The sequence below is a fragment of the uncultured Negativicoccus sp. genome (assembly GCF_902480485.1).
Taxonomy (GTDB): domain Bacteria; phylum Bacillota; class Negativicutes; order Veillonellales; family Negativicoccaceae; genus Negativicoccus; species Negativicoccus succinicivorans.
In genome coordinates, this window is sequence record NZ_CABSTC010000023.1 from 1 (window position 1) to 19,030 (window position 19,030).

Genomic DNA, 19,030 nt, shown 5'->3' on the forward strand with positions numbered 1-19,030 from the left:
TCCCGAACCGAAACCGGGTCTGGTGACCAAGGCGCACGGCGGCGTTTTATTTATCGATGAAATCGGGGAAATGGATCCGCTGCTGCTCAATAAGCTTCTGAAGGTACTCGAAGATAAACGGGTGTATTTCGAGTCGTCGTACTACGATGAAAACGATCCGCAGGTGGCGGCGTATATTAAAAAATTATTCCGCGACGGCGCGCCGGCCGACTTTATTTTGATCGGCGCGACAACGCGCGCTCCGGAAGAGATCAATCCGGCGATCCGTTCGCGTTGCGCGGAGGTCTTTTTCGCGCCGTTGGCGACGGATGATGTCGCGCGAATCGTCACGGACGCGGCGCAAAAACTCGGCGTGGCATTGGAGGGCGGTGTCGCGGCGGCGATTGCCGAGTACACCGGCGAAGGACGCAAAGCGGTGCAGTTGCTGGCGGACGCGTACGGTTTGGCGATGTACCATGCGGGACGCGCCGACGGCTTGACCGTCACCTTGCAGGATTTACGGCGGGTGGCGCAGGCGGCGCATCTCGTGCCGCAACGTCATGATCAGGCCTCGTCGCAGCCGCGGGTCGGACATATTTTCGGCCTGGGCGTGGCGGGTTATGTCGGTTCGGTGATTGAAGTGGAAGCCGTCGCTTTTCCCGCGCGCATTCCCGGCAAAGGTGAATTGCGTTTCAATGATACGGCGGGCTCGATGGCGAAAGACTCCGTATTTAACGCTTCGGCGGCGGTACGTCGCGTCGCGGGCGCGGATACGCGTGAATATGATTTGCATGTGAATGTGATCGGCGGCGGTCAAATTGACGGACCTTCGGCGGGCGTAGCAGTGACCTGCGCGCTACTTTCGGCGATTACGGGAATCCCGTTGCGGCAGGATATCGCCGTCACGGGAGAAGTCGCGCTGAACGGCGCGATCAAACCGATCGGCGGCGTGCACGCGAAAGCGTACGGCGCCAAACAGGCCGGCATGAAAAAAATGCTCATTCCGGATGAAAATCGGGATGATATCGGCACGGAGTACGCGGGATTGCCGATTGTCCGCGTCAAAACAATCGAAGACGCGTGGCGGGAAATGACCGCGGGAGGTAAGGCATGATCGAACGGATTCCACCGCAAAATGTGGATGCGGAACTGTCCGTCTTAGGCGCGGCGGTGACCAATAAAGAAGCGGCGATCAAAGCGACCGACGTACTGCAGGCGGCCGATTTTTATCGGGAAGCCAACGCGGTCGTTTTTGAAGCGATCAATAATCTGATTTTTCACAACCAAAATGTCGACGTCTTGACGGTGACGGAAGAACTGCGCCGCATGGGGCAACTGGATAATGTCGGCGGCGTCAGCTATGTGACGGACTTGCCGAACCATCTCGTTTCCTCTCTCGACGTGGAACGGCACGCGCAGATCGTGCTGGAAAAAGCGCGTTTGCGCCGCCTGATTCTCGCCGCGGATACGATCGCGGGAGAAGCGTACGCCGGCGAAGGCGAAGTGACGGATATCGTTGATGCCGCCGAACGGCGTATTTTGGAAGTGGCGAAAGATGAACGTCGTCAGGAGATGACGGCGATCGGTGAGATCGTCCAGGGACAGTTGGACGATATCGCCAATAAATACACGAATAAAAGCGGAATTACCGGTTTACCGACCGGATTTTCCGGTTTCGATAATATTACGAGCGGGCTGCAGCCGTCCGATCTGATTTTGGTGGCGGCGCGTCCGTCCATGGGTAAAACGGCGCTGACGCTTAACATCGCGCAGCACGTGGCGCTGAAAGAACACAAAAATGTGGCGTTCTTTTCCTTGGAAATGTCGCAGGAGCAGCTGGGCTTGCGCATGATTTGCTCGACCGCACTCGTCGATTCGCAAAAATTGCGGACCGGCCGCATCACTTCGCAGGATGAATGGTCGCGTATTATGCAGGCGGCGACGGCTTTATACGACGCGCCGCTGTTCATCGATGATACGCCGGGGATTACGGTCGCGGAAATGCGTTCCAAGGCGCGACGCTTGCAGGCGGAAAAAGGACTCGATTTAATCATCGTCGATTACTTGCAATTGATGCAGGGCAGTCAGGGTCGTCGACAAGCGGAAAATCGGCAGCAGGAAATTTCCGAAATTTCCCGCTCGCTGAAAAGCTTGGCGCGTGAACTCAAAGTGCCGGTGATCGCACTTTCGCAGTTAAGCCGCAGCGTCGAATCGCGCCAAGTGAAACGCCCGATGCTTTCCGATTTACGCGAATCCGGTTCATTGGAGCAGGACGCGGATATCGTCGCGTTTCTCTATCGGGAAGGTTACTACCAGCAGGAAATTGAAGATTCCAGTAAAAATATCACGGAAGTCATCATCGCCAAACACAGAAACGGCGCCACGGGCACGATTCAGTTGTACTTCCACGGTCAGTGGACGCGTTTTGTCGATATGACGAACCGCAACGACGAGGCGGAGGCGCAGTAATTCATGACGGACGGGACGAGCGAAATCGATTTGTGGCAGGATACCGCGCCGACAAACTGGCAGACCTTGCCGGACAGCGCGGAGCCGTTTACGGAACGTTGGTACGAAACGGCGCAACATTGCCGCCATTGCCGTCTCGGCGCGGAACCGAACCGTGGTCCGACCGGCGCGACCGGTCCGATTGACGCGCCGTTGATGCTGGTCGGCGAGGGGCCGGGCGGCGTGGAAGACGCGTACGGAGTGCCGTTGGTCGGCCCGAGCGGGCAACTTTTAGATCGCGCACTTTGGTCGGTCGGCATTACGCGCGACCGCGTGTATGTGACGAATATCGTCAAGTGTCGGCCGCGCAACAATCGTACGCCGCAGGCCGCGGAGGCGGATATTTGCGCCGCGCGCTGGCTCTGTCGCGAAATCGCGCTGGTAAAGCCGCACGCGATCGTCGCTTTGGGAAAGGTCGCGCTGCGTTTTTTCGCCGGTCGTGAATTGGGTATCGTACGTTCGCGCGGCCAATGGTTGCAGTGGATGCTGCCGGGCACAGATGAAATCTATCCCGTCATGCCGACGTTTCATCCCGCGTACCTGTTGCGTTTGACGGGGCCGGCGGAAAAGGAAGCGAAGTGGCAGGTATACTACGACTTACTGGCGGCCAAAGAAAAAGCGGCGGCCGCCGTTCCTACATATCGCTGGCAAGCGGCGACGCCGCCGGATCTCAAAGCTCTGTTTGATGAGAGACGTCAGGAACGCGCGCAGAGGCGCTGAAGGAGGTTATTGTGCAAGAACCGATTTTATTTAATCCGCGCGTGGCCGCGCATCCCTGTCCGTTTTGCGCCCGCGAGCATTTAACCGATATCCTCGCGCAAAAAGACGAGATGATTTGGCTCGTCAACAAATATCCCGTCATGGAAAAGACCTGGCAGACCGTGTTGATCGAAACGGCGAAACATGACAGCGATATCGCGACATACGCGCCGGAAGAATGGGAAAATATTTTACGCTTCAGCATGGAAAAATGGCGTGAAACGATTGCGCGCCGCAGATTCCGCTCCGTGATTTATTACCGCAACTTCGGTCCGACTTCGGGCGGTTCCATTCGGCATCCGCATTCGCAAATTATCGGTTGCGAATCGTTTGACTACATGCAAAATGTGCGCTTGGATCAGCTTGACGGCGAAGTTTTGCATGAAACGAACGGCGTGCGCGTGACGCTGTCGGATCATCCTATCTGCGGGTTGCGTGAATTTAATGTACGGCTGAAAGATCCGGAACAACTGGATGAATTCGCCGACAGCATTCAAAAACTTGTGAAAGTGATTGTCGATCCGAACGGCTGGGGATATGCCAGCTATAATTTGTTTTTCTACGCGGCCGACTATGAATATTGTAAAATTATCGCGCGCGGCGTGACGAGTCCGCTCTTTTTGGGCTACATGCTCACGCAAGTGCCCGATGCGAAGGCGCGGCAAGCGATCCGCGCGGAACTCATGCCGCTTTGGACGGCGACAAGGAGACGATAGATGCGATTTTGGGCATTAAGTGATTTGCACCTGTCGGGCGATCCGCCGCAAAAGCCGATGGATGTATTCGGCGATCGCTGGCGGAACCATCGGCAGAAAGTGGAAACAAATTGGCGTGCGCAAGTGGCGCCGGAAGATACGGTGTTGATCGGCGGCGATGTTTCGTGGGCGATGAAGCTCGAAGAAGCCGCTCCCGATTTGGATTTTATTCGGGCGCTGCCGGGACGTAAAATCATTTTGCGGGGCAATCATGATTATTGGTGGGCGGGACTTGCGAAAATGCAACGCGCGACCGATCATGAATTGCTTTTTTTACACAATAACTTTATCCCGCTGACTGACGCGGTGGCTATCGCCGGCACGCGCGGCTGGATCGCGCCGGGCGATACGCAGTGGAAGCCGGAAGACGAAGTCGTTTGGGCGCGCGAATTGCAACGTCTGGAACGTTCGTTGACGCTGGCGCGGGAAGCCGGTTTTACCAAGCTGTTCGTGGCTACGCATTATCCGCCGTTCAATGAAGCGCGCGAACCGACCGAGATGGCGGACATCGCGAAGCGATACGGAGCGCTCGGATATATTTACGGACATATCCATGACGAGCAAAATTTCCGCTATTTACCGCGGGAAATCCACGGCATGCCTCTTTATCTCACGAGCGCGGATTACTTGCAATTTCACCCTTTGGAAATTCCTTTGTCGATGTGAAAAAAGCGACAAAGAAAAAAGACGAAATCGAAATGATTTCGTCTTTTTGATTGCGCGGATTGCTTACAGTTTTGAAAGCGTATCTTTACGCGCCAAAAGCCATGCGGGAATTAATGAAGCCAGCAAGCCGACGGCCATGGTACCCAGCGCGATCAACAGCGGCTCTTTCAGGAAGGTCAGCGGCAAAGCGATCGCCGTATTCGTCGCCATCAGCGAACGGACGCCGAGATAACCCGCGTAACCGAGAACGTAGCCGAGAATTCCGCCGAGGACCATAATCAAACCGTTTTGCCAGAGCGTCACGGTCAAAAGTTCCGAGCGTTTGGCGCCCAGTACGCGCAAAATCGCGCGTTCCGGTAAACGCTGCAGACCGGAGAGGTAGAGCGTAGAAAGAACGACTAACAGAGCGGCGGCGATGAAGAAGGCGCCGATGTACCACCACATTTTTTCGCCCTGGCCCATCAGGGAGAAAAGTTGAATAATGACCTGCGCCGGAAAGACCAGTTGCGCGTCGTTGCGCTGTTGGAACTCCATGGCGAGTTTCAACGCCTGACCGTAGCCTTGCGGCTGAATCAATACGGCCGTCACCTGTCCCGCGGTCGCGGCGTGCTCGCCGTCGTTCACGGCTTGCGCGGCGGGCTTACCCGCAGCTTCGTGCTCATGCTCATGTTCTTCTTCGTGAACGGCAGCTTCGTGCTCATGCTCATGTTCTTCTTCGTGCGCGTCGGCGGCATGTTCATGTTCGTGATCATGATCATGATGATGTTCATGCGCTATCCAGACGCTGCGGATATCCGTTAAAACGGCGTGATCGTACGGGCCTTCCACCGGCGCCAAAATGCCGACGATCGTGTAGGTTTGATCTTTGTGGACATGACCGTGCGCGGTCGCGCCGTGAATGGATTGGAATGTGTCGCCGATTTTAGCGCCCAAAAGTTTCGCGGCGCCGGCGCCGATGACCGCTTCAAAAGGCGCGTTGAAACGGCGGCCCTCTGCGACTTTCAGCCACGGTTCGCTTTGCGGCTTGACGCGATAGTCGAAAATCGTATTTTCGGTGCCGACGATGCGAAAGCCGCGCCAGTTGTCACCGAACGCCAGCGGGATCGCCTGCTTCACCAAAGGATTATTTTTTATATCCTGATAGAGATCGCCGGATATATTACCGATCGGACGGTCTTTCAAATATACCGTGTTGAGTACCAACTGGTTAGCGCTGCCTTTGGCGCCGACCAGTTGTGGGAACGGTTCGGTCGCTTTCGTGAGTCCGTAATGCATGCCGAACGAAAGCGCGGCGATAAATACGGAGGAGGCGATCGCCAGCGCGATTAAAAGCGTCAGCAAAAGTGTTTGCCACGGACGGTGGCGCAGTTCGCTCCAGGCTATTTGACGCAGCATAGGCGGCCTCCTTCCAAACGAATCGTGCCGTCGAGTTTCGCCGCGACGTCTTTATCATGGGTCGCCACAATCAGCGTGGCTCCCGCCGCACGCGAGCGTTCCTGTAAAAGTTCGATCACGGCCATACCTGTGGCGCGATCCAGGCTGGCGGTAGGTTCATCGGCGAAAATATAATCGGGATTCTTGATGAGAGCGCGCGCCACCGCTACGCGCTGCTGTTCTCCCATGCTGAGTTCGCGCGGCAATTGATGACCGCGTTCCGGTAAACCGACCGAGCGCAAAAGTTCTTCCGCCGCGTCGGCACGGTCGCGATCAGAGGTGCGGGCGAAAAAAGCGCCGGCCAGGATATTATCCCGCGCGCGTAAAGTCGGCAATAAAGAAAAGTTTTGCATGACGTAGCCGACATGCGCCGCGCGAAATTCATCAAGTTGGGATTCACGGCAAGCCGTAAGATCCGTGCCGTCGATCTGAATGACGCCTTCCTGCGCGCGCGTTAACCCCGCCAGTAAGTGCAGTAACGTCGACTTGCCGCTGCCGCTGGGACCGACCAATGCCCATTGGCTGCAGTCGCCAAGTTCCAGGGCGTCGATCGCCAATACGGTGCGTTCGTGATCGCCGTCGCGATATGATTTTTTAACATTACGTAAAGTGATCATAAATTCCTTCCTATTGCGCGTTAACGCTGTAGGCGTTAATGCGAACTAATGATACAAAGCCCGTTTCCGCGTCGACCGCCGAACCGAGTTCGAGCGAACCGCGCACCGTGATAGGCGCGTCAAAAGGCAACGCGACAACGGGTTCCTGTAATTTTACGACAACGATATTGTTCGGCCAATCGGCATCTGTCGAACAGAACGGACAAACAGACATCGGCACTTCCGTCAACACGAAAAAATTAATGGTCGGCGTTAACGGCGGGGCCATAAAGCCTGTCATCTCCACTTCCTGCCCGGCGAGACTTTGCAAATAATCGGACAAAACCAAGCCGCGAACGGTAGAGCCCGCGTACATTTGCCCAAAAGAAAGCGAAGCAGCGGCTTGAACCACACCGCTGCTTGCTCCTAAAGCCACAACCAGAGCAAGAACGAGATGCAATAATTGACGTTGCATGGTCATGCTCCTCTCGTACTATGTTGTTTGTTACTTCGTTGCGTCAATACCCAGAGCGCGCATGATCGCAAAGAAGATTTCGGTGTTGTCCATCAGACCGTGGAACTCTTCCGAGCCCGGACCGCCGGCCATGACGACGATGTCATCCGCGGAGTGGACTTCCTGCGTTTCCTTGGTCGAAGGCAACGAACCTTCAATGTAGCGAGCGCCTTTCGGTGCGCGATACGGGTTGCCGATAATCTTGCCGTTTTCGCCGGTAATCGCCGGTGACGTCGGTTTCGCCTGGAAGCGATAGTTTTCGTAGTGATCCGGGAAGTTGGCGTATTGCAGAGCGAGCGTTACGTCGGCATCGGGATCATCCGGGTAGCCGTCGGCGTTGCGGTCCGCGAATGTCGGCCAGCCGGCTTCGGCGTACGTGCGAACCGCGTCGCGACCTTTCACGCCGTCATGTTCGTGGTACGTGCCGGTCAACGATACGCCGTGCGAGTGGTCGGCAATGACGACGATCAAGGTATCGTCGCCGTTGGCTTTCGCCCAGTCGGTGGCGTAGGCTACGGCCTGGTCCAATTCGATCGTGTCGTAGGCGGCGCGCTGCCAATCCATCGTGTGCAATTGTTTATCAATGCAGGCGCCTTCGGACATCAGGTAGAAGCCGTTCGGGTTTTTCGAGAGAATATCGATCGCTTTCGCGGTCATTTCAATCAAGTTCGGCTGATCCGGGAAGTTTTTCAGAACTTCCGGATTCTTTTTGAATTCACGATCCATGTAGACGTTCATATGGTTCATCGTGAAGAGGCCGAGCAGGGGTTTATTGTCGTTGGCCGCCAACATTTCCTGACGGTTGCCGGCGAATTGGAAACCCGCTTTTTCAAAATCGGCGATGACGTTCTGTTCGTCTTTCCGTTTTGAACCGTTGGTGGAAAGCGGCAGGAAGAACTGCGCGCCGCCGCCGAGGATGACATCCGGACGATGGTATTCGGCGAGGTAGTCGGCGGCGATCGCCGGCTGTTCCGCGCGACGACGGGTGTGGGCAGTTACCGCGGCCGGTGTCGCGTCCGTAATGGCGGCCGTGGATACGATGCCGACGCCCATATCTTTGGTGCGTTTAACAATCTCGGCAATCGTTTCGACTTTCGGATCGTCCATCGGATCTTTGGTGCGGTTTTCATACACGCCCATCGCGTTGACGACGGATTTGTGCCCTGTATTGTAGGCCGATGCCGAGTTCGCGGAGTCGGTGACCAGCGAGTCATAACCCGACGTGGTGACAAAGGCCATGTTCGGCAAGTTTTCCATGGACAGATGACCGTTGTAGCGGCCTTCGTAAATCCCTTTGGAAAGAATGCGCGCCGCTTCTTTGATCTGCGGGCTCATGCCGTCGCCGACAAAGAGGATGACGTTTTTCGCTTTTTTCTTCGCCTTTTCATCGACTACTTTGTAGTTGATTTGGCGTTTGAGCGCGCCTTTGGAAGTATTGGCGGCGACAGCGATGTCGATTTCGCCGCGCGCTTTGAAGCTGACGTTGTCGATCCGGTACGACGTGTAGTCGTCATGTACCGTAATCACCGGCTTTTTGCCGAAGTATTTAGCGGCGTCTTTGCCGTTGACGGTGACGTTTAACGCTGTCGGATTATTGCCGTTGACTTCGACTTCAAAGTCAAAGCGTTGACCCTTTAAAAACTTCGCCTGATCGATCGGCATGATCGCGATTCCCGTGCGGGCCGCGCTGCGGGATGCGAGCTTTTGACCGTGCTGCCAGTCCGCTTTGGCCTGCTGTGACATGTAAGTCGGCATCGGTTCGGACGCGAAACTTACATCGGCGGGCATTGCCAACGAGAAAATTCCCGCGGCCAGGAACAAGCGCAAGGTGCATTTGGTAATACTGCGTGCGTTCATAGTAACCTCCCCTTAATGGACAATCCATTTTAGCTAAACGTATAATAGCAATCTGTCACCAAAATACGGTAAATTTTTCGCCGTTTCTGTGTAAACCTGAATGAGTATTCAAAAATGCTCCGTTTTCGCCGAAGACGGCGCGAATTTCCGCAATGATTTACGCAGGGAAGAACCGTGCTGACCAAAAAACGTATTATTTTGTAAAATTCGCGTAAGCAAAAAGGCAGTCCGAGGACTGCCTTTTATGTTTGTTTTTTATTTAGCGGCTTCGTCGATTAAAACGACCGGTTTAATCAGGTCTTTCGGTTTGTCGTGCATCAACTCAAGCGCTTCCGGCAAGTGTTCCATGCCGTGGAACACATGAGTAACGAGCTCGGCAATGCGTAAGCGTCCCGATTCGACCATGTCCAAAAGCTGTTCCATACGCAAACGACCGCCCGGCGTGAGACCGCCGCGGATCTGTTTGTGCGCCATGCCGGCGCCCCACGCTTCGCGCGGGATTTCGAGATAATCGGCGCCGCTGTAGTAGTTGACGGTGCTGACGATGCCGCCCGGTTTGACCATTTCAATCGCCTGGCCGAGCGTTTTCGTCGTGCCGCCCGCGATGATGACGCGATCGACGCCCTCACCGTTCGTTAATTTGAGGATCTGTTCGGCGATCGGACCTTCTTTATAGTTTACGATGGTGTTGGCGCCGAAAGCCTGCGCCACTTTGACCGAAATGGGTCGCGAGCCGACGGCGTAGATGTGACCGGCACCGCGCAACGCGGCACCCTGCACGGCCATCAAACCGACGGCGCCGATGCCGATGACAACGACGGAATGACCGAAACCGATATCGGCGAGTTCCGCGCCGTGCAGACCGGTGGTGGCCATGTCGCTGAGCATGACGGCGTGTTCCGGAGCGAGCCAATCCGGCAAGAAAGCGAGGTTGGCATCCGCATCGTTGACGTGGAAAACATCGGCGAAAACGCCGTCTTTAAAGTTGGAGAATTTCCAGCCGGCGAGCATGCCGCCCGAGTGCATCGGGAATCCCGCTTGCGAGCGCTCCGCGCCCCAGTCCGGAGTAATCGCGGGCACGATGACGCGGTCGCCCGGCTTAAAATCTTTAACCTCCGCGCCGACTTCGACGACCACGCCGACCGCTTCGTGACCTAAAATCATATCATGGCGATCACCCAACGCGCCTTCGTAAACGGTATGAATATCCGATGTGCAGGGGGATACCGCCAACGGCCGTACCAATGCGTCTTTGGCGCAGAGCGCGGGCCGCTCTTTTTCGGTAAAGCCGACTTCGTTCGGGGCAAGCATTGCAAAACCTTTCATGAAAATCCTCCTTCGATGTACAAAATTCTCTTACAAGAGTACTCTTATTGTATCACAATGTATTTTATTTATCATCCATTGCGTAAAACGCATACGAAAGTAAAACAGTATCGCTGTGCTATAATATAGAAAAATAAGTTTATATTGCAGGCGGCCTTGATTTTCCGCGGCGCGGCGCGCTTTTCCCGCATCCGCGAGACCGCTTGGCAGGCACTATGGAGAAATAAAATGAATATTTATTTATTGGCCCACAGCGGTGTCGCGCTGGAAACGGACGATCGCGTGTTGGTGTTTGATCCCTGGCAGGATCCCGCAAGGCATTTGGAGACGTTGGCGCAGACGGAAAAACCGCTGTATTTTTTTGTCACGCATGCGCACGGCGATCATTTCGCGCCGCGCTACGGAAAAGAATACGGCGAACGGGCGGCCCGCTTCGTGTTGGAAAAAGATTGCTGCGATGCGGCTTATCCCGCGGCCAAAACGGAGTATGTCAGCGCGGGCGATACGCTGACGCTCGATGATATGACGATCCGCGTGTACGGCTCGACGGACGCGGGCGCGTCGTACCATGTGGCTTGGCCGGAACTGAGCGTGTTCCACGCGGGCGATTTGAACTGGTGGCATTGGACCGGCGATACGGACGCGGCGAATCGGGACATGCGCGCGCTTTTCTTCCGCGAACTTGCGCCCGCGGTCGAACATGGCGCGGATATTGTTTTCTTCCCGGTCGATGATCGCCAAGGTCCGGCGCAGGAATGGGGCGTCATTGAGTATTTGCAAAAGCAGACGCCATCGCGCTTATTGGTGCCGATCCATCGCAATGGCGCGCCGTGGGAGCCGTCGCTGTATTTTTTCTGGCGCTTTGCCGATGTCGCGGTCTGGACGGGACTTACCGACGGCGATGTGCGTAAAGGAGTGTAAGATGACAAACAGTTGGTTATATATTCTGGTCGTCATGCTGGCCGGAAGTTTCATCATTCATATGTACCCGACGCTGGTCGTGGCGATCGGCGTCAATGTGGGTATTTTTATCGCGAGTTATTTTATTTTGCGGCGCGATCCGCGCGTGGATATGCGGGCGAGTATGCTGTTTATTTTCGGTTTGACGGTGATCAATATTTTGGCGGCGCTCGGGTTGATGTCCAGCATGATGGCCAACCTCGCCTTTATCGCGCTCTTTATTTGGTCGATGGCGGGAGGAGGCAGGAGTCGCTGATGACGCGTCGACGTATCGCGACGGGCGTGCTTTTGCTGTGCGCTGTCATCGTGCTTTCCTGCTACCCCGCGCGGTTTACGTTTTGGGGCGGTTTTGGCGTGCATACGGCGCTGGCGGCATTGGTGGGCGGTCTGGCGGATTGGTACGCCGTGACCGCCCTTTTTCGTCGTCCTTTGGGGATTCCGTGGCAAACGGAGTGGCTGCCGCGCAGTCGCGAAAAAATCATGACGATGGCGGGAACGATGGTCAAAGATGAATTGTTGACGCCGCGTCATCTCTATCGGGCGCTGAAAGCGCATTCGCCGTTGCCGTACCTGCTCACGCTTTGGGAACGCGATACGGAACGCTTTGTTCGGGCGCTTACAACGCTTTTTGAAACTTTGCCCGACGGCCTTTCGACGGATCTCTTGCAGCATGAATGGGAGCCGCTGCGTAAGCGGATTTTGACCGCGCAATGGCCGGCGGATGTCGCGGCGGAAGCGCTATTGCTCTGGCAAAAGGAAGACAATGAAAGCGGTCGCGAACGATTGGCGCAATGGTTGCAGTCGCGCATTAACGCGGCGCCGACGGCGGAATTTTTGACCGCGCAATACGAGCAATTCATGACGCTTTTGGCGGCGAAACATCCCGTGCGTGCGAAACTTTGGCAAGAGGCGTTGCGCGCGCAGGGGGAAACGCCGACCACGGTCGGCTACTTCTTGCAGGAGCGACTGGCCCGCGTCGCGGCGGATTTGGCGCGACCGACGACGACGATCGGCGCGGCGTTTGACGACGTGGTGACGATGGCGGTCGCGCGCCTGCAAAACGATCGGCGTTTGCGTCGGCAAATCACGGACGCGGTCGCGCCGCTTTTGGCGACAAATATACCGACGGACAGTCAGATTTTATTTAACCTGATTGTTACGCCGAAGCGTCGTCACGCGTTTGCGCAGACGCTCGCGACATTGACGGTACGCTGGCTCACCGCGGCGCGGCAGGATCCGGTACGGATTCGTAAGTTGGAGCGGCTGCTCTTTGTGACGCTTGCCAAAATGTTGCCGCTGGTGCAGCCGTATTTCGGGACATGGGCGCAGGCGGCGTTGGCGCCGTACAGCGCGCGCGAACTCTCCGACTTGATCGAAGCCAAAGTCAGTGACGATTTACAGATGATTCGCCTCAACGGCACATTGATCGGCGGCGTGCTGGGAGCAGTTTTCTATGTGCTCGGGCACGCGATGTTGGGAGGCGGTTTCTGATGCGCACATGGCAACTGGCCCAACGTTTTTTGTGGGGGAGTGTCCTCTTTTTCGCCGCGGCGTTTGCTTTATTCGCATGGACGCGGCAATGGTGGAGCGAATGGCTTTACTATATCGCGCAAGCGGCGCTGATCGGCAGCGTTGCGGATTGGTTCGCGGTCATGGCGCTTTTCACGAAACCGCTCGGCATACCGTTTCACACGGCATTGATCCCGCGACAACGGGAAAAATTAATTCGCGGCTTGCGGCAATTGCTGGAAGAAAAATTGCTGCGGCGTGAACTTTGGGAAGCGGAACTCAATCAATGGCAACCGACGAACTACCTCGCGCAGTGGTGGCGCGATCCGGAACATCGCCGCGCTTTTTGGGAGTGCACGCGCAGGAATGTCGAGCAGCGCTTGCCGTCGCCGCAACCGGAGGAATGGGCGCGCACGCTGGCCGCTTGGACGCGGCAGGTGCTCGGAACGGTACCGATGGCCGCCACGGCACTCGCGGAAGTATCGCCGACGGACGCTGAAAATGTGGTTTGGCAACCCTTGCGAAAGCGTCTGTTGCAGGCCGTTGCGACACCCGCGTTTGCCACACGGCTGGCAAGTGAAATGCGTCGGCTGGCGCGCGCGGAAACGGCGGGCGTGACGAAGTGGGTGCGCATCGTCGGTGAAGCGACGGGCATGGTCGATTACGACGCGCTGGCGCAAACCTTGCAGACATTACTGCAGGAGGAATTGAGAAAACGGGACACGATCCCGCCGGCGGTCTTGCGCTATTGGTCGCAGTGGCGAACCGAATGGCAAACGCCCGCGCACGCGAACGAATTGCTGTTGTGGCAACGTCAAGCGGCGGCGTTGTTGCCGCTCGAGAAGTGGTGGGAAGTCATCGGGGACGATTTCGCCGAAAAATATCTCGCGCCGAGCGCCTACGGATCGCGCTTTTCACAAGTGGTGGCGGATGCGGTCCTGCACGGTATCGACCGTTTCTTCGCCGATACCGTGCAACGTGCCCGGCTCGATCGCGCGCTACGCGGGTATTTCGCGGAATGGCTGGCGCGCGAACACGGCCGTCTCGGCGAGGTGGCGGAGCAGGTGCTCAGCGTGTACGACGAGAAGATGCTGAACCGTTTTATTTTCACTAAAGTGGCCGACGAATTGGCGAAAATACGCATCAACGGCGCGTACGTCGGTGCGGTCATCGGCGCGCTGGCCTGGCTGGCGCTGACCGGTTACGGTGCGCTTTTGCAATATTTATAGAATTTGATTGAAAATATTTCGGCAGTATTCTACAATGAAAACAAATGATCCGTTTCCGTTTGCCACAAAGGAGGAGCTACTATGTGGGAAGATTTTAAAGCGTTTATTATGCGCGGCAACGTTATCGACATGGCCGTCGGTATCATTATCGGCGGCGCATTCGGTAAAATCGTCAGTTCGTTCGTCAACGATATTGTGATGCCGCCGATCGGATTACTTTTGGCCGGCGTCGATTTCAAGGACCTGTATATGAATTTGTCGAAGACCCATTACGCATCGCTCGCGGACGCGGAAGCCGCCGGCGCGCCGGTGATCAAGTACGGTCTTTTTATCAATAACTGCATTGATTTTCTGATTATCGCGGCAGTCATTTTCTTGGTCTTGCGCGCGTTGATGAAATTAAAAAAACCGGAAGTGGTCGAAGAGACGGAAAAAGAATGTCCGTTCTGCAAAACGAAAATTGCCATTTCCGCGACTCGTTGCCCGCACTGCACATCGCAGCTGAATGAACCGGCAGAGGCGCGTTAAGGGATGAGTAAAGCGCTGATTGTAATCGATATGCTGGAAGATTTTATTGCGCCGGACGGCAAATTGACTTGCGGACCGGCGGGACAGGCGATCGTGCCCGCGCTGCAGGCGGAAATCGCGGCGGCGCGCAAAGCGGGCATTCCCGTCATTTATCTGTGTGATAATCACCGGGAAGATGATCCGGAGTTTCAAATGTTTCCGCCGCATTGCGTGGCGGGTACGCCGGGCGCGGAAATCATCGCGGAACTGGCGCCGCAAGCGGACGATATCGTTTTGCCGAAACGCCGTTATAGCGGCTTTTTCGGCACGAGTTTGGACCTTTGCCTGCGGGAACGCGGCGTGACCGAGCTCACGCTGAGCGGCGTCTGCACCAATATCTGCGTCTTTTTCACCGCCGCTGACGCGCGTAACTTCGGCTATGAGGTGCGCGTGCCGAAACATTTGGTCGCAAGCTTCGATGCCGAGGCGCACGCCTTTGCTCTTTCTCAAATGGAATCCGTTTTGGGTTGCCGTGTAGAATAAAATACGCAATAAAAAAGCACTCCGCGGAGTGCTTTTTTTATTGTATTCAGAAGTTTACACGTTATCGTAATCGTACAGCGGCAGACCGTCTTGACGTTTTTCATCGTAATCGCGCAACACGGCTTTGATTTCCTTATGCAAAAGAATCAGCGCGATCAAGTTCGGGATGACCATGATGCCGTTGAACATGTCGCTCATATCCCAAACGAGTTCGACCTTGCCCAGCGTACCGAGCACGATAAAAGCGAGCACGAGCACGCGGTAAACATTCAGAGCCGCGGGCGAACGGAAAAGGAAACGAATATTCGACTCGCCGAAGTAGTACCAACCGATGACCGTGGTGAAGGCGAAGAACGTGAGACAAATCGCGATAATCATCGGACCGATTTCACCGAAAGCGATGTGGAACGCTTCCTGCGTGACGAGCGCGCCGCCGAGGCCGAGCTGATCCGCGCCGGTCAAAAGAATGATCAGCGCGGTCGAGGTGCAGACCAGCATGGTGTCGACAAAGACGCCGATGAATGCGGTAAAACCTTGCAGCACCGGATGCGCGACGAGCGCGGTCGCGTGCGCGTGCGGCGTGGAGCCCATGCCGGCTTCATTCGAAAAGAGGCCGCGGGCGACGCCGAAGCGAATCGCTTCTTTCATCGTGATACCCAAGACGCCGCCGCCGAGCGCTTGCGGATTGAATGCGCCCACAACGATGTGCTTAATCATCGGCAAGATTTCTCCCGCGTAGAGGAACAGAATGGCCAGCGCGCACAAAATATAAATCACCGCCATCAACGGCACGATGAGCTGCGCGAAATGCGCGATCCGATGAATGCCGCCGATGAAAATCAAGCCCGCGAAGATCGCGATCACGACGCCGATCATCAGCGGGTCCAGACCGAAAGCGTTGTTGACGGCGCCAGCGATCGAATTGGACTGCACCATGATGCCGATAAAGCCGAGCGCGATAATAATCGAAACGGCGAAGAAACCGGCGAGAAATTTCGCACAGCCTTTGCCGATAATAGGCGTTAAACCGCGCGAGATGTAAAACGCGGGTCCGCCGATAAATTTACCCGCCACTTCCACGCGATACTTTTGCGCTAAAATCGCTTCGGCAAAGATCGTGCCCATGCCGAACAGAGCGGACAGCCACATCCAAAAAATCGCGCCCGGACCGCCGGCCATAATCGCGGTCGCGACACCGGCGACGTTGCCCGTGCCGACCTGGGCGGAAATAGCTACCGCCAGCGCCTGGAAAGAGGAAATCGCACGACCGTCGCGATCGGTGTGCTGCTCTTTATACAAGCGACCGAATACCTGCCGCACGGCCGGACCGAAACGACGGAACTGCGGCGCGCCGAGATACACGGTAAAGAACAGACCGACGCCGACCAACGCGTACATCAGTACGGAACCCCACAAAATTTCATTGACAGATGCCACGAATTGGGACCATAGTCCCAAAAGTTCAACCATAAATAATTCTCCTCCATAAAAACAATTGACCGTGTTAAAAATACAAATAAATTGGATTAAGTGTATCACGATCATAAAAAAATGGCAAGAAAAAATAATTTACTTTACAAAATAGTTGTGCAAAGCGGCTTTTTCGCATAGCCGCTTTTTCGCGAGAATAGTACATGAAAATAAAATTTGCCAAAATAAAAATAACCCTATGTATTTTTGCCATACTCCAGTACAATAGAGTTCAACAGTAAAGGGGTGATGAGATGCAAGTCAGTCAATTCAATGCAAAAGTCGCCGGAGCTTGCGGGAAAAAAGCCGCTCTTATGGACAAGAGTCCGGCCCGGTACATGGTTCGATCCGCGTTTGCCGGAGGATTTTTAGCGTTGGCTTCCTTGGCGGGTTTCGCCATGGGCGATGCGTTGAATACGATCCATCCCGTCTTGGGAAAATTCATCTTTCCCTTCGTCTTTTGCTGGGGACTGATTTATATTTTATTTTTGAACGGAGAGCTTATCACCTCCAACATGAGGTACTTGACGGCGGGTCTCTATCGTCAATGGATCGCGCCTCGCAAGGCGCTTAAAATGGTCGTTTTGTGCACCGTGGGAAATATTGTCGGCGCGTATTTTGTCGCGTGGCTCGCCTCCTACACGTCGGCGCTGCAAGTGTACGACGCGACGGGCATGGCGGCGACCATGGTCGGAGGAAAACTTGCGAAATCCGGCATGGAAATCATCTTCGCGGGGACGATGGCGAATCTCCTTGTCAATATTGCCATTCTGTCATGGCTGCTGATTGAGAACCAGGCGGCGCGCATGGCCACCGTCATGTCGGCTATCATCATGTTCGTGTACCTGGGATTTGAACACGTCGTCGCCAACTTCGGTTCGTTTGCGCTGCTGTACTTTTCGCCTGCCACGACCGCGGGGTTTACCTTCGGCAATATTTTGCGGCAGTGGGGACTGGCCTATCTCGGAAACTATATCGGCGGCGGACTGCTGATCGGCCTCGTCTACGCCTGGCTCAATCGCGGCGCGGATGAATATGTGGATTAATTTGTGAGCGGAAAAGTTACACACTACTTGCCAAAAAGACATAATAAAAACGCCCCGTACGGGGCGTTTTTATTATGCGACGCTGTCATAGTCGTAGAGAGGAATGCCGTCCTGCCGTTTTTTATCGTAATCGCGCAAGATGTCTTTGACTTCTTTATGCAGGATGATGAGGGCAATTAAGTTCGGAAGGACCATAATGCCGTTGAACATGTCAATCATACTCCAGATCAGGTCGACCGTGCCGAGCGTGCCGAGCACGATGAAAACCAAGACCAGTGCCCGATACGTGTAAAGAACGGCGTTTGATTTAAATAAATAGCGGACGTTTGATTCGCCGAAATAATACCAGCCGATGACGGTCGTAAAGGCGAAGAATGTGAGGCAGATCGCGATGATTTTCGGTCCGATGGCGCCGAACGCGATGTGAAATGCTTCTTGCGTGACCATCGCGCCGTCTAAACCGAGCTGATCCGCGCCCGTAAGTAAAATAATTAAAGCAGTCGAGGTGCACACCAGGATGGTGTCCACGAAGACGCCGATGAATGCGGTGAAGCCTTGCAGCACCGGGTGAGCGACCAGCGCCGTCGCGTGCGCGTGCGGCGTCGTGCCCATGCCGGCTTCGTTCGAAAAGAGGCCGCGGGCGACACCGAAGCGAACGGCTTCTTTCATGGTGACGCCGAGTAAACCGCCGCCCAATGCCTGCGGATTAAACGCGCCGATAACGATGTGTTGAATCATCGGCAGAATGTGCTCGGCAAACAGGAACAGGATGACGACCGCGCAGAGAATGTACACTGCCGCCATTATCGGTACGATCAGTTGCGCGAAACGCGCGATCCGATGAATGCCGCCGATGAAAATCGCGCCCGCGAACAGAGCGATGAGTACGCCGCACACGACCGGCGAAATACCGAACGCGTTGTTCACGGCGGTGGCAATCGAGTTCGACTGCACCATGCTGCCGATAAAGCCTACGGAGATAATAACAATGACCGCGAAGATACCGGCGAATATTTTGGCGTTTGTTCGGCCGATGTAGCTTTGCAGGCCGCGCGAGATGTAAAATGCCGGACCGCCGATAAATTTGCCGGCGACTTCCACGCGATACTTTTGCGCCAAAACCGCTTCGGCGAAAATGGTACTCATGCCGAAGAGCGCCGACAGCCACATCCAGAAAATGGCGCCGGGACCGCCCGCCATGATGGCGGTCGCAACGCCCGCGACGTTACCGGTGCCGACTTGCGCGGAAACCGCGACGGCCAGCGCTTGGAACGAGGAGATGGATTTTCCGTCGCGATCGGTATGCTGATATTTATACAGTTTACCGAAGACCTGACGCACCGCCGGTCCGAAGCGGATAAATTGCGGCGCG

General features: G+C 55.5%; 19 protein-coding genes. 12 read left to right on the forward strand and 7 right to left on the reverse strand.

Annotated features, from left to right (window positions below; all coding sequences use genetic code 11):
- The 5 genes from RDN69_RS02900 to RDN69_RS02920 form a co-directional block, all read left to right on the forward strand.
- The coding region (locus RDN69_RS02900) for a S16 family serine protease (protein WP_288218225.1) at nucleotides 1-1,093 on the forward strand (1,093 nt) is incomplete at its 5' end.
- The gene (gene dnaB, locus RDN69_RS02905) at nucleotides 1,090-2,448 is read left to right on the forward strand and encodes a replicative DNA helicase (RefSeq protein ID WP_024048035.1); all 1,359 of its coding nucleotides are present in this window, start codon (nucleotides 1,090-1,092) and stop codon (nucleotides 2,446-2,448) included. The genes RDN69_RS02900 and dnaB, both read left to right, overlap by 4 nt.
- A 3-nt stretch (nucleotides 2,449-2,451) precedes the next feature.
- Nucleotides 2,452-3,207 (forward strand): uracil-DNA glycosylase, encoded by a 756-nt coding sequence (locus RDN69_RS02910; RefSeq protein WP_273260108.1) that lies wholly within the window; start codon nucleotides 2,452-2,454, stop codon nucleotides 3,205-3,207.
- Between the two features lie 11 nt (nucleotides 3,208-3,218).
- Nucleotides 3,219-3,962 (forward strand): DUF4931 domain-containing protein, encoded by a 744-nt coding sequence (locus RDN69_RS02915; RefSeq protein ID WP_288218226.1) that lies wholly within the window; start codon nucleotides 3,219-3,221, stop codon nucleotides 3,960-3,962.
- On the forward strand, nucleotides 3,963-4,667 hold the full coding sequence (locus tag RDN69_RS02920) for a metallophosphoesterase (protein WP_273260111.1): 705 nt from the start codon (nucleotides 3,963-3,965) through the stop codon (nucleotides 4,665-4,667). It begins immediately after the preceding gene.
- Nucleotides 4,668-4,730: 63 nt separating this feature from the next.
- Here the strand turns inward: RDN69_RS02920 and RDN69_RS02925 are convergent, their stop codons facing one another.
- The 5 genes from RDN69_RS02925 to RDN69_RS02945 form a co-directional block, all read right to left on the reverse strand.
- Nucleotides 4,731-6,062 (reverse strand): ABC transporter permease, encoded by a 1,332-nt coding sequence (locus RDN69_RS02925; protein WP_288218227.1) that lies wholly within the window; start codon nucleotides 6,060-6,062, stop codon nucleotides 4,731-4,733.
- Entirely contained in the window at nucleotides 6,047-6,718 is a 672-nt protein-coding gene (locus RDN69_RS02930) for an ABC transporter ATP-binding protein (protein ID WP_273260116.1), read from the reverse strand. The genes RDN69_RS02925 and RDN69_RS02930 overlap by 16 nt, the downstream gene beginning before the upstream one ends.
- A 10-nt stretch (nucleotides 6,719-6,728) precedes the next feature.
- Nucleotides 6,729-7,172, reverse strand: a complete 444-nt coding sequence (locus RDN69_RS02935) for a hypothetical protein (protein WP_034438263.1) — start codon at nucleotides 7,170-7,172, stop codon at nucleotides 6,729-6,731.
- Between the two features lie 30 nt (nucleotides 7,173-7,202).
- Complete coding sequence (locus RDN69_RS02940; protein WP_024048485.1) at nucleotides 7,203-9,068, reverse strand: alkaline phosphatase; 1,866 nt, start codon at nucleotides 9,066-9,068, stop codon at nucleotides 7,203-7,205.
- A 255-nt stretch (nucleotides 9,069-9,323) separates the two neighbouring features.
- Nucleotides 9,324-10,394 carry an NAD(P)-dependent alcohol dehydrogenase gene (locus RDN69_RS02945; RefSeq protein ID WP_024048484.1) on the reverse strand — a complete coding sequence of 357 codons (1,071 nt, stop codon included), beginning with the start codon at nucleotides 10,392-10,394 and terminating at the stop codon, nucleotides 9,324-9,326.
- A gap of 228 nt (nucleotides 10,395-10,622) precedes the next feature.
- Here RDN69_RS02945 and RDN69_RS02950 point away from each other — a divergent pair, with 228 nt between their 5' ends.
- From RDN69_RS02950 to RDN69_RS02975, 6 genes are all read left to right on the forward strand, one after another.
- A complete protein-coding gene (locus RDN69_RS02950) occupies nucleotides 10,623-11,315 on the forward strand; it encodes an MBL fold metallo-hydrolase (protein WP_288218228.1) in 693 nt (230 codons plus the stop codon).
- Between the two features lies 1 nt (nucleotide 11,316).
- On the forward strand, nucleotides 11,317-11,610 hold the full coding sequence (locus tag RDN69_RS02955) for a hypothetical protein (protein ID WP_024048482.1): 294 nt from the start codon (nucleotides 11,317-11,319) through the stop codon (nucleotides 11,608-11,610).
- Nucleotides 11,610-12,845, forward strand: coding sequence for a DUF445 family protein (locus tag RDN69_RS02960; protein WP_273260123.1), 1,236 nt, complete (start codon nucleotides 11,610-11,612; stop codon nucleotides 12,843-12,845). Before RDN69_RS02955 ends, RDN69_RS02960 begins: the two co-directional genes overlap by 1 nt.
- Nucleotides 12,845-14,092, forward strand: coding sequence for a DUF445 family protein (locus RDN69_RS02965; protein ID WP_288218229.1), 1,248 nt, complete (start codon nucleotides 12,845-12,847; stop codon nucleotides 14,090-14,092). The genes RDN69_RS02960 and RDN69_RS02965 overlap by 1 nt, the downstream gene beginning before the upstream one ends.
- An 81-nt stretch (nucleotides 14,093-14,173) precedes the next feature.
- The gene (mscL, locus tag RDN69_RS02970; RefSeq protein ID WP_024048478.1) at nucleotides 14,174-14,620 is read left to right on the forward strand and encodes a large-conductance mechanosensitive channel protein MscL; all 447 of its coding nucleotides are present in this window, start codon (nucleotides 14,174-14,176) and stop codon (nucleotides 14,618-14,620) included.
- Nucleotides 14,621-14,623: 3 nt separating this feature from the next.
- Entirely contained in the window at nucleotides 14,624-15,142 is a 519-nt protein-coding gene (locus tag RDN69_RS02975) for a cysteine hydrolase family protein (protein WP_024048477.1), read from the forward strand.
- Between the two features lie 54 nt (nucleotides 15,143-15,196).
- Here RDN69_RS02975 and RDN69_RS02980 read toward each other — a convergent pair whose 3' ends face one another.
- Nucleotides 15,197-16,612: a sodium:alanine symporter family protein gene (locus tag RDN69_RS02980; protein WP_273260129.1), complete on the reverse strand. Its 1,416-nt coding sequence runs from the start codon at nucleotides 16,610-16,612 to the stop codon at nucleotides 15,197-15,199.
- 254 nt (nucleotides 16,613-16,866) lie between these two features.
- Between RDN69_RS02980 and RDN69_RS02985 the strand changes: the two genes are divergently transcribed.
- Nucleotides 16,867-17,658, forward strand: a complete 792-nt coding sequence (locus tag RDN69_RS02985) for a formate/nitrite transporter family protein (RefSeq protein WP_024048005.1) — start codon at nucleotides 16,867-16,869, stop codon at nucleotides 17,656-17,658.
- 72 nt (nucleotides 17,659-17,730) lie between these two features.
- Here RDN69_RS02985 and RDN69_RS02990 read toward each other — a convergent pair.
- On the reverse strand, nucleotides 17,731-19,030 hold a 1,300-nt coding region (locus tag RDN69_RS02990; RefSeq protein ID WP_288218230.1), incomplete at its 5' end, for a sodium:alanine symporter family protein.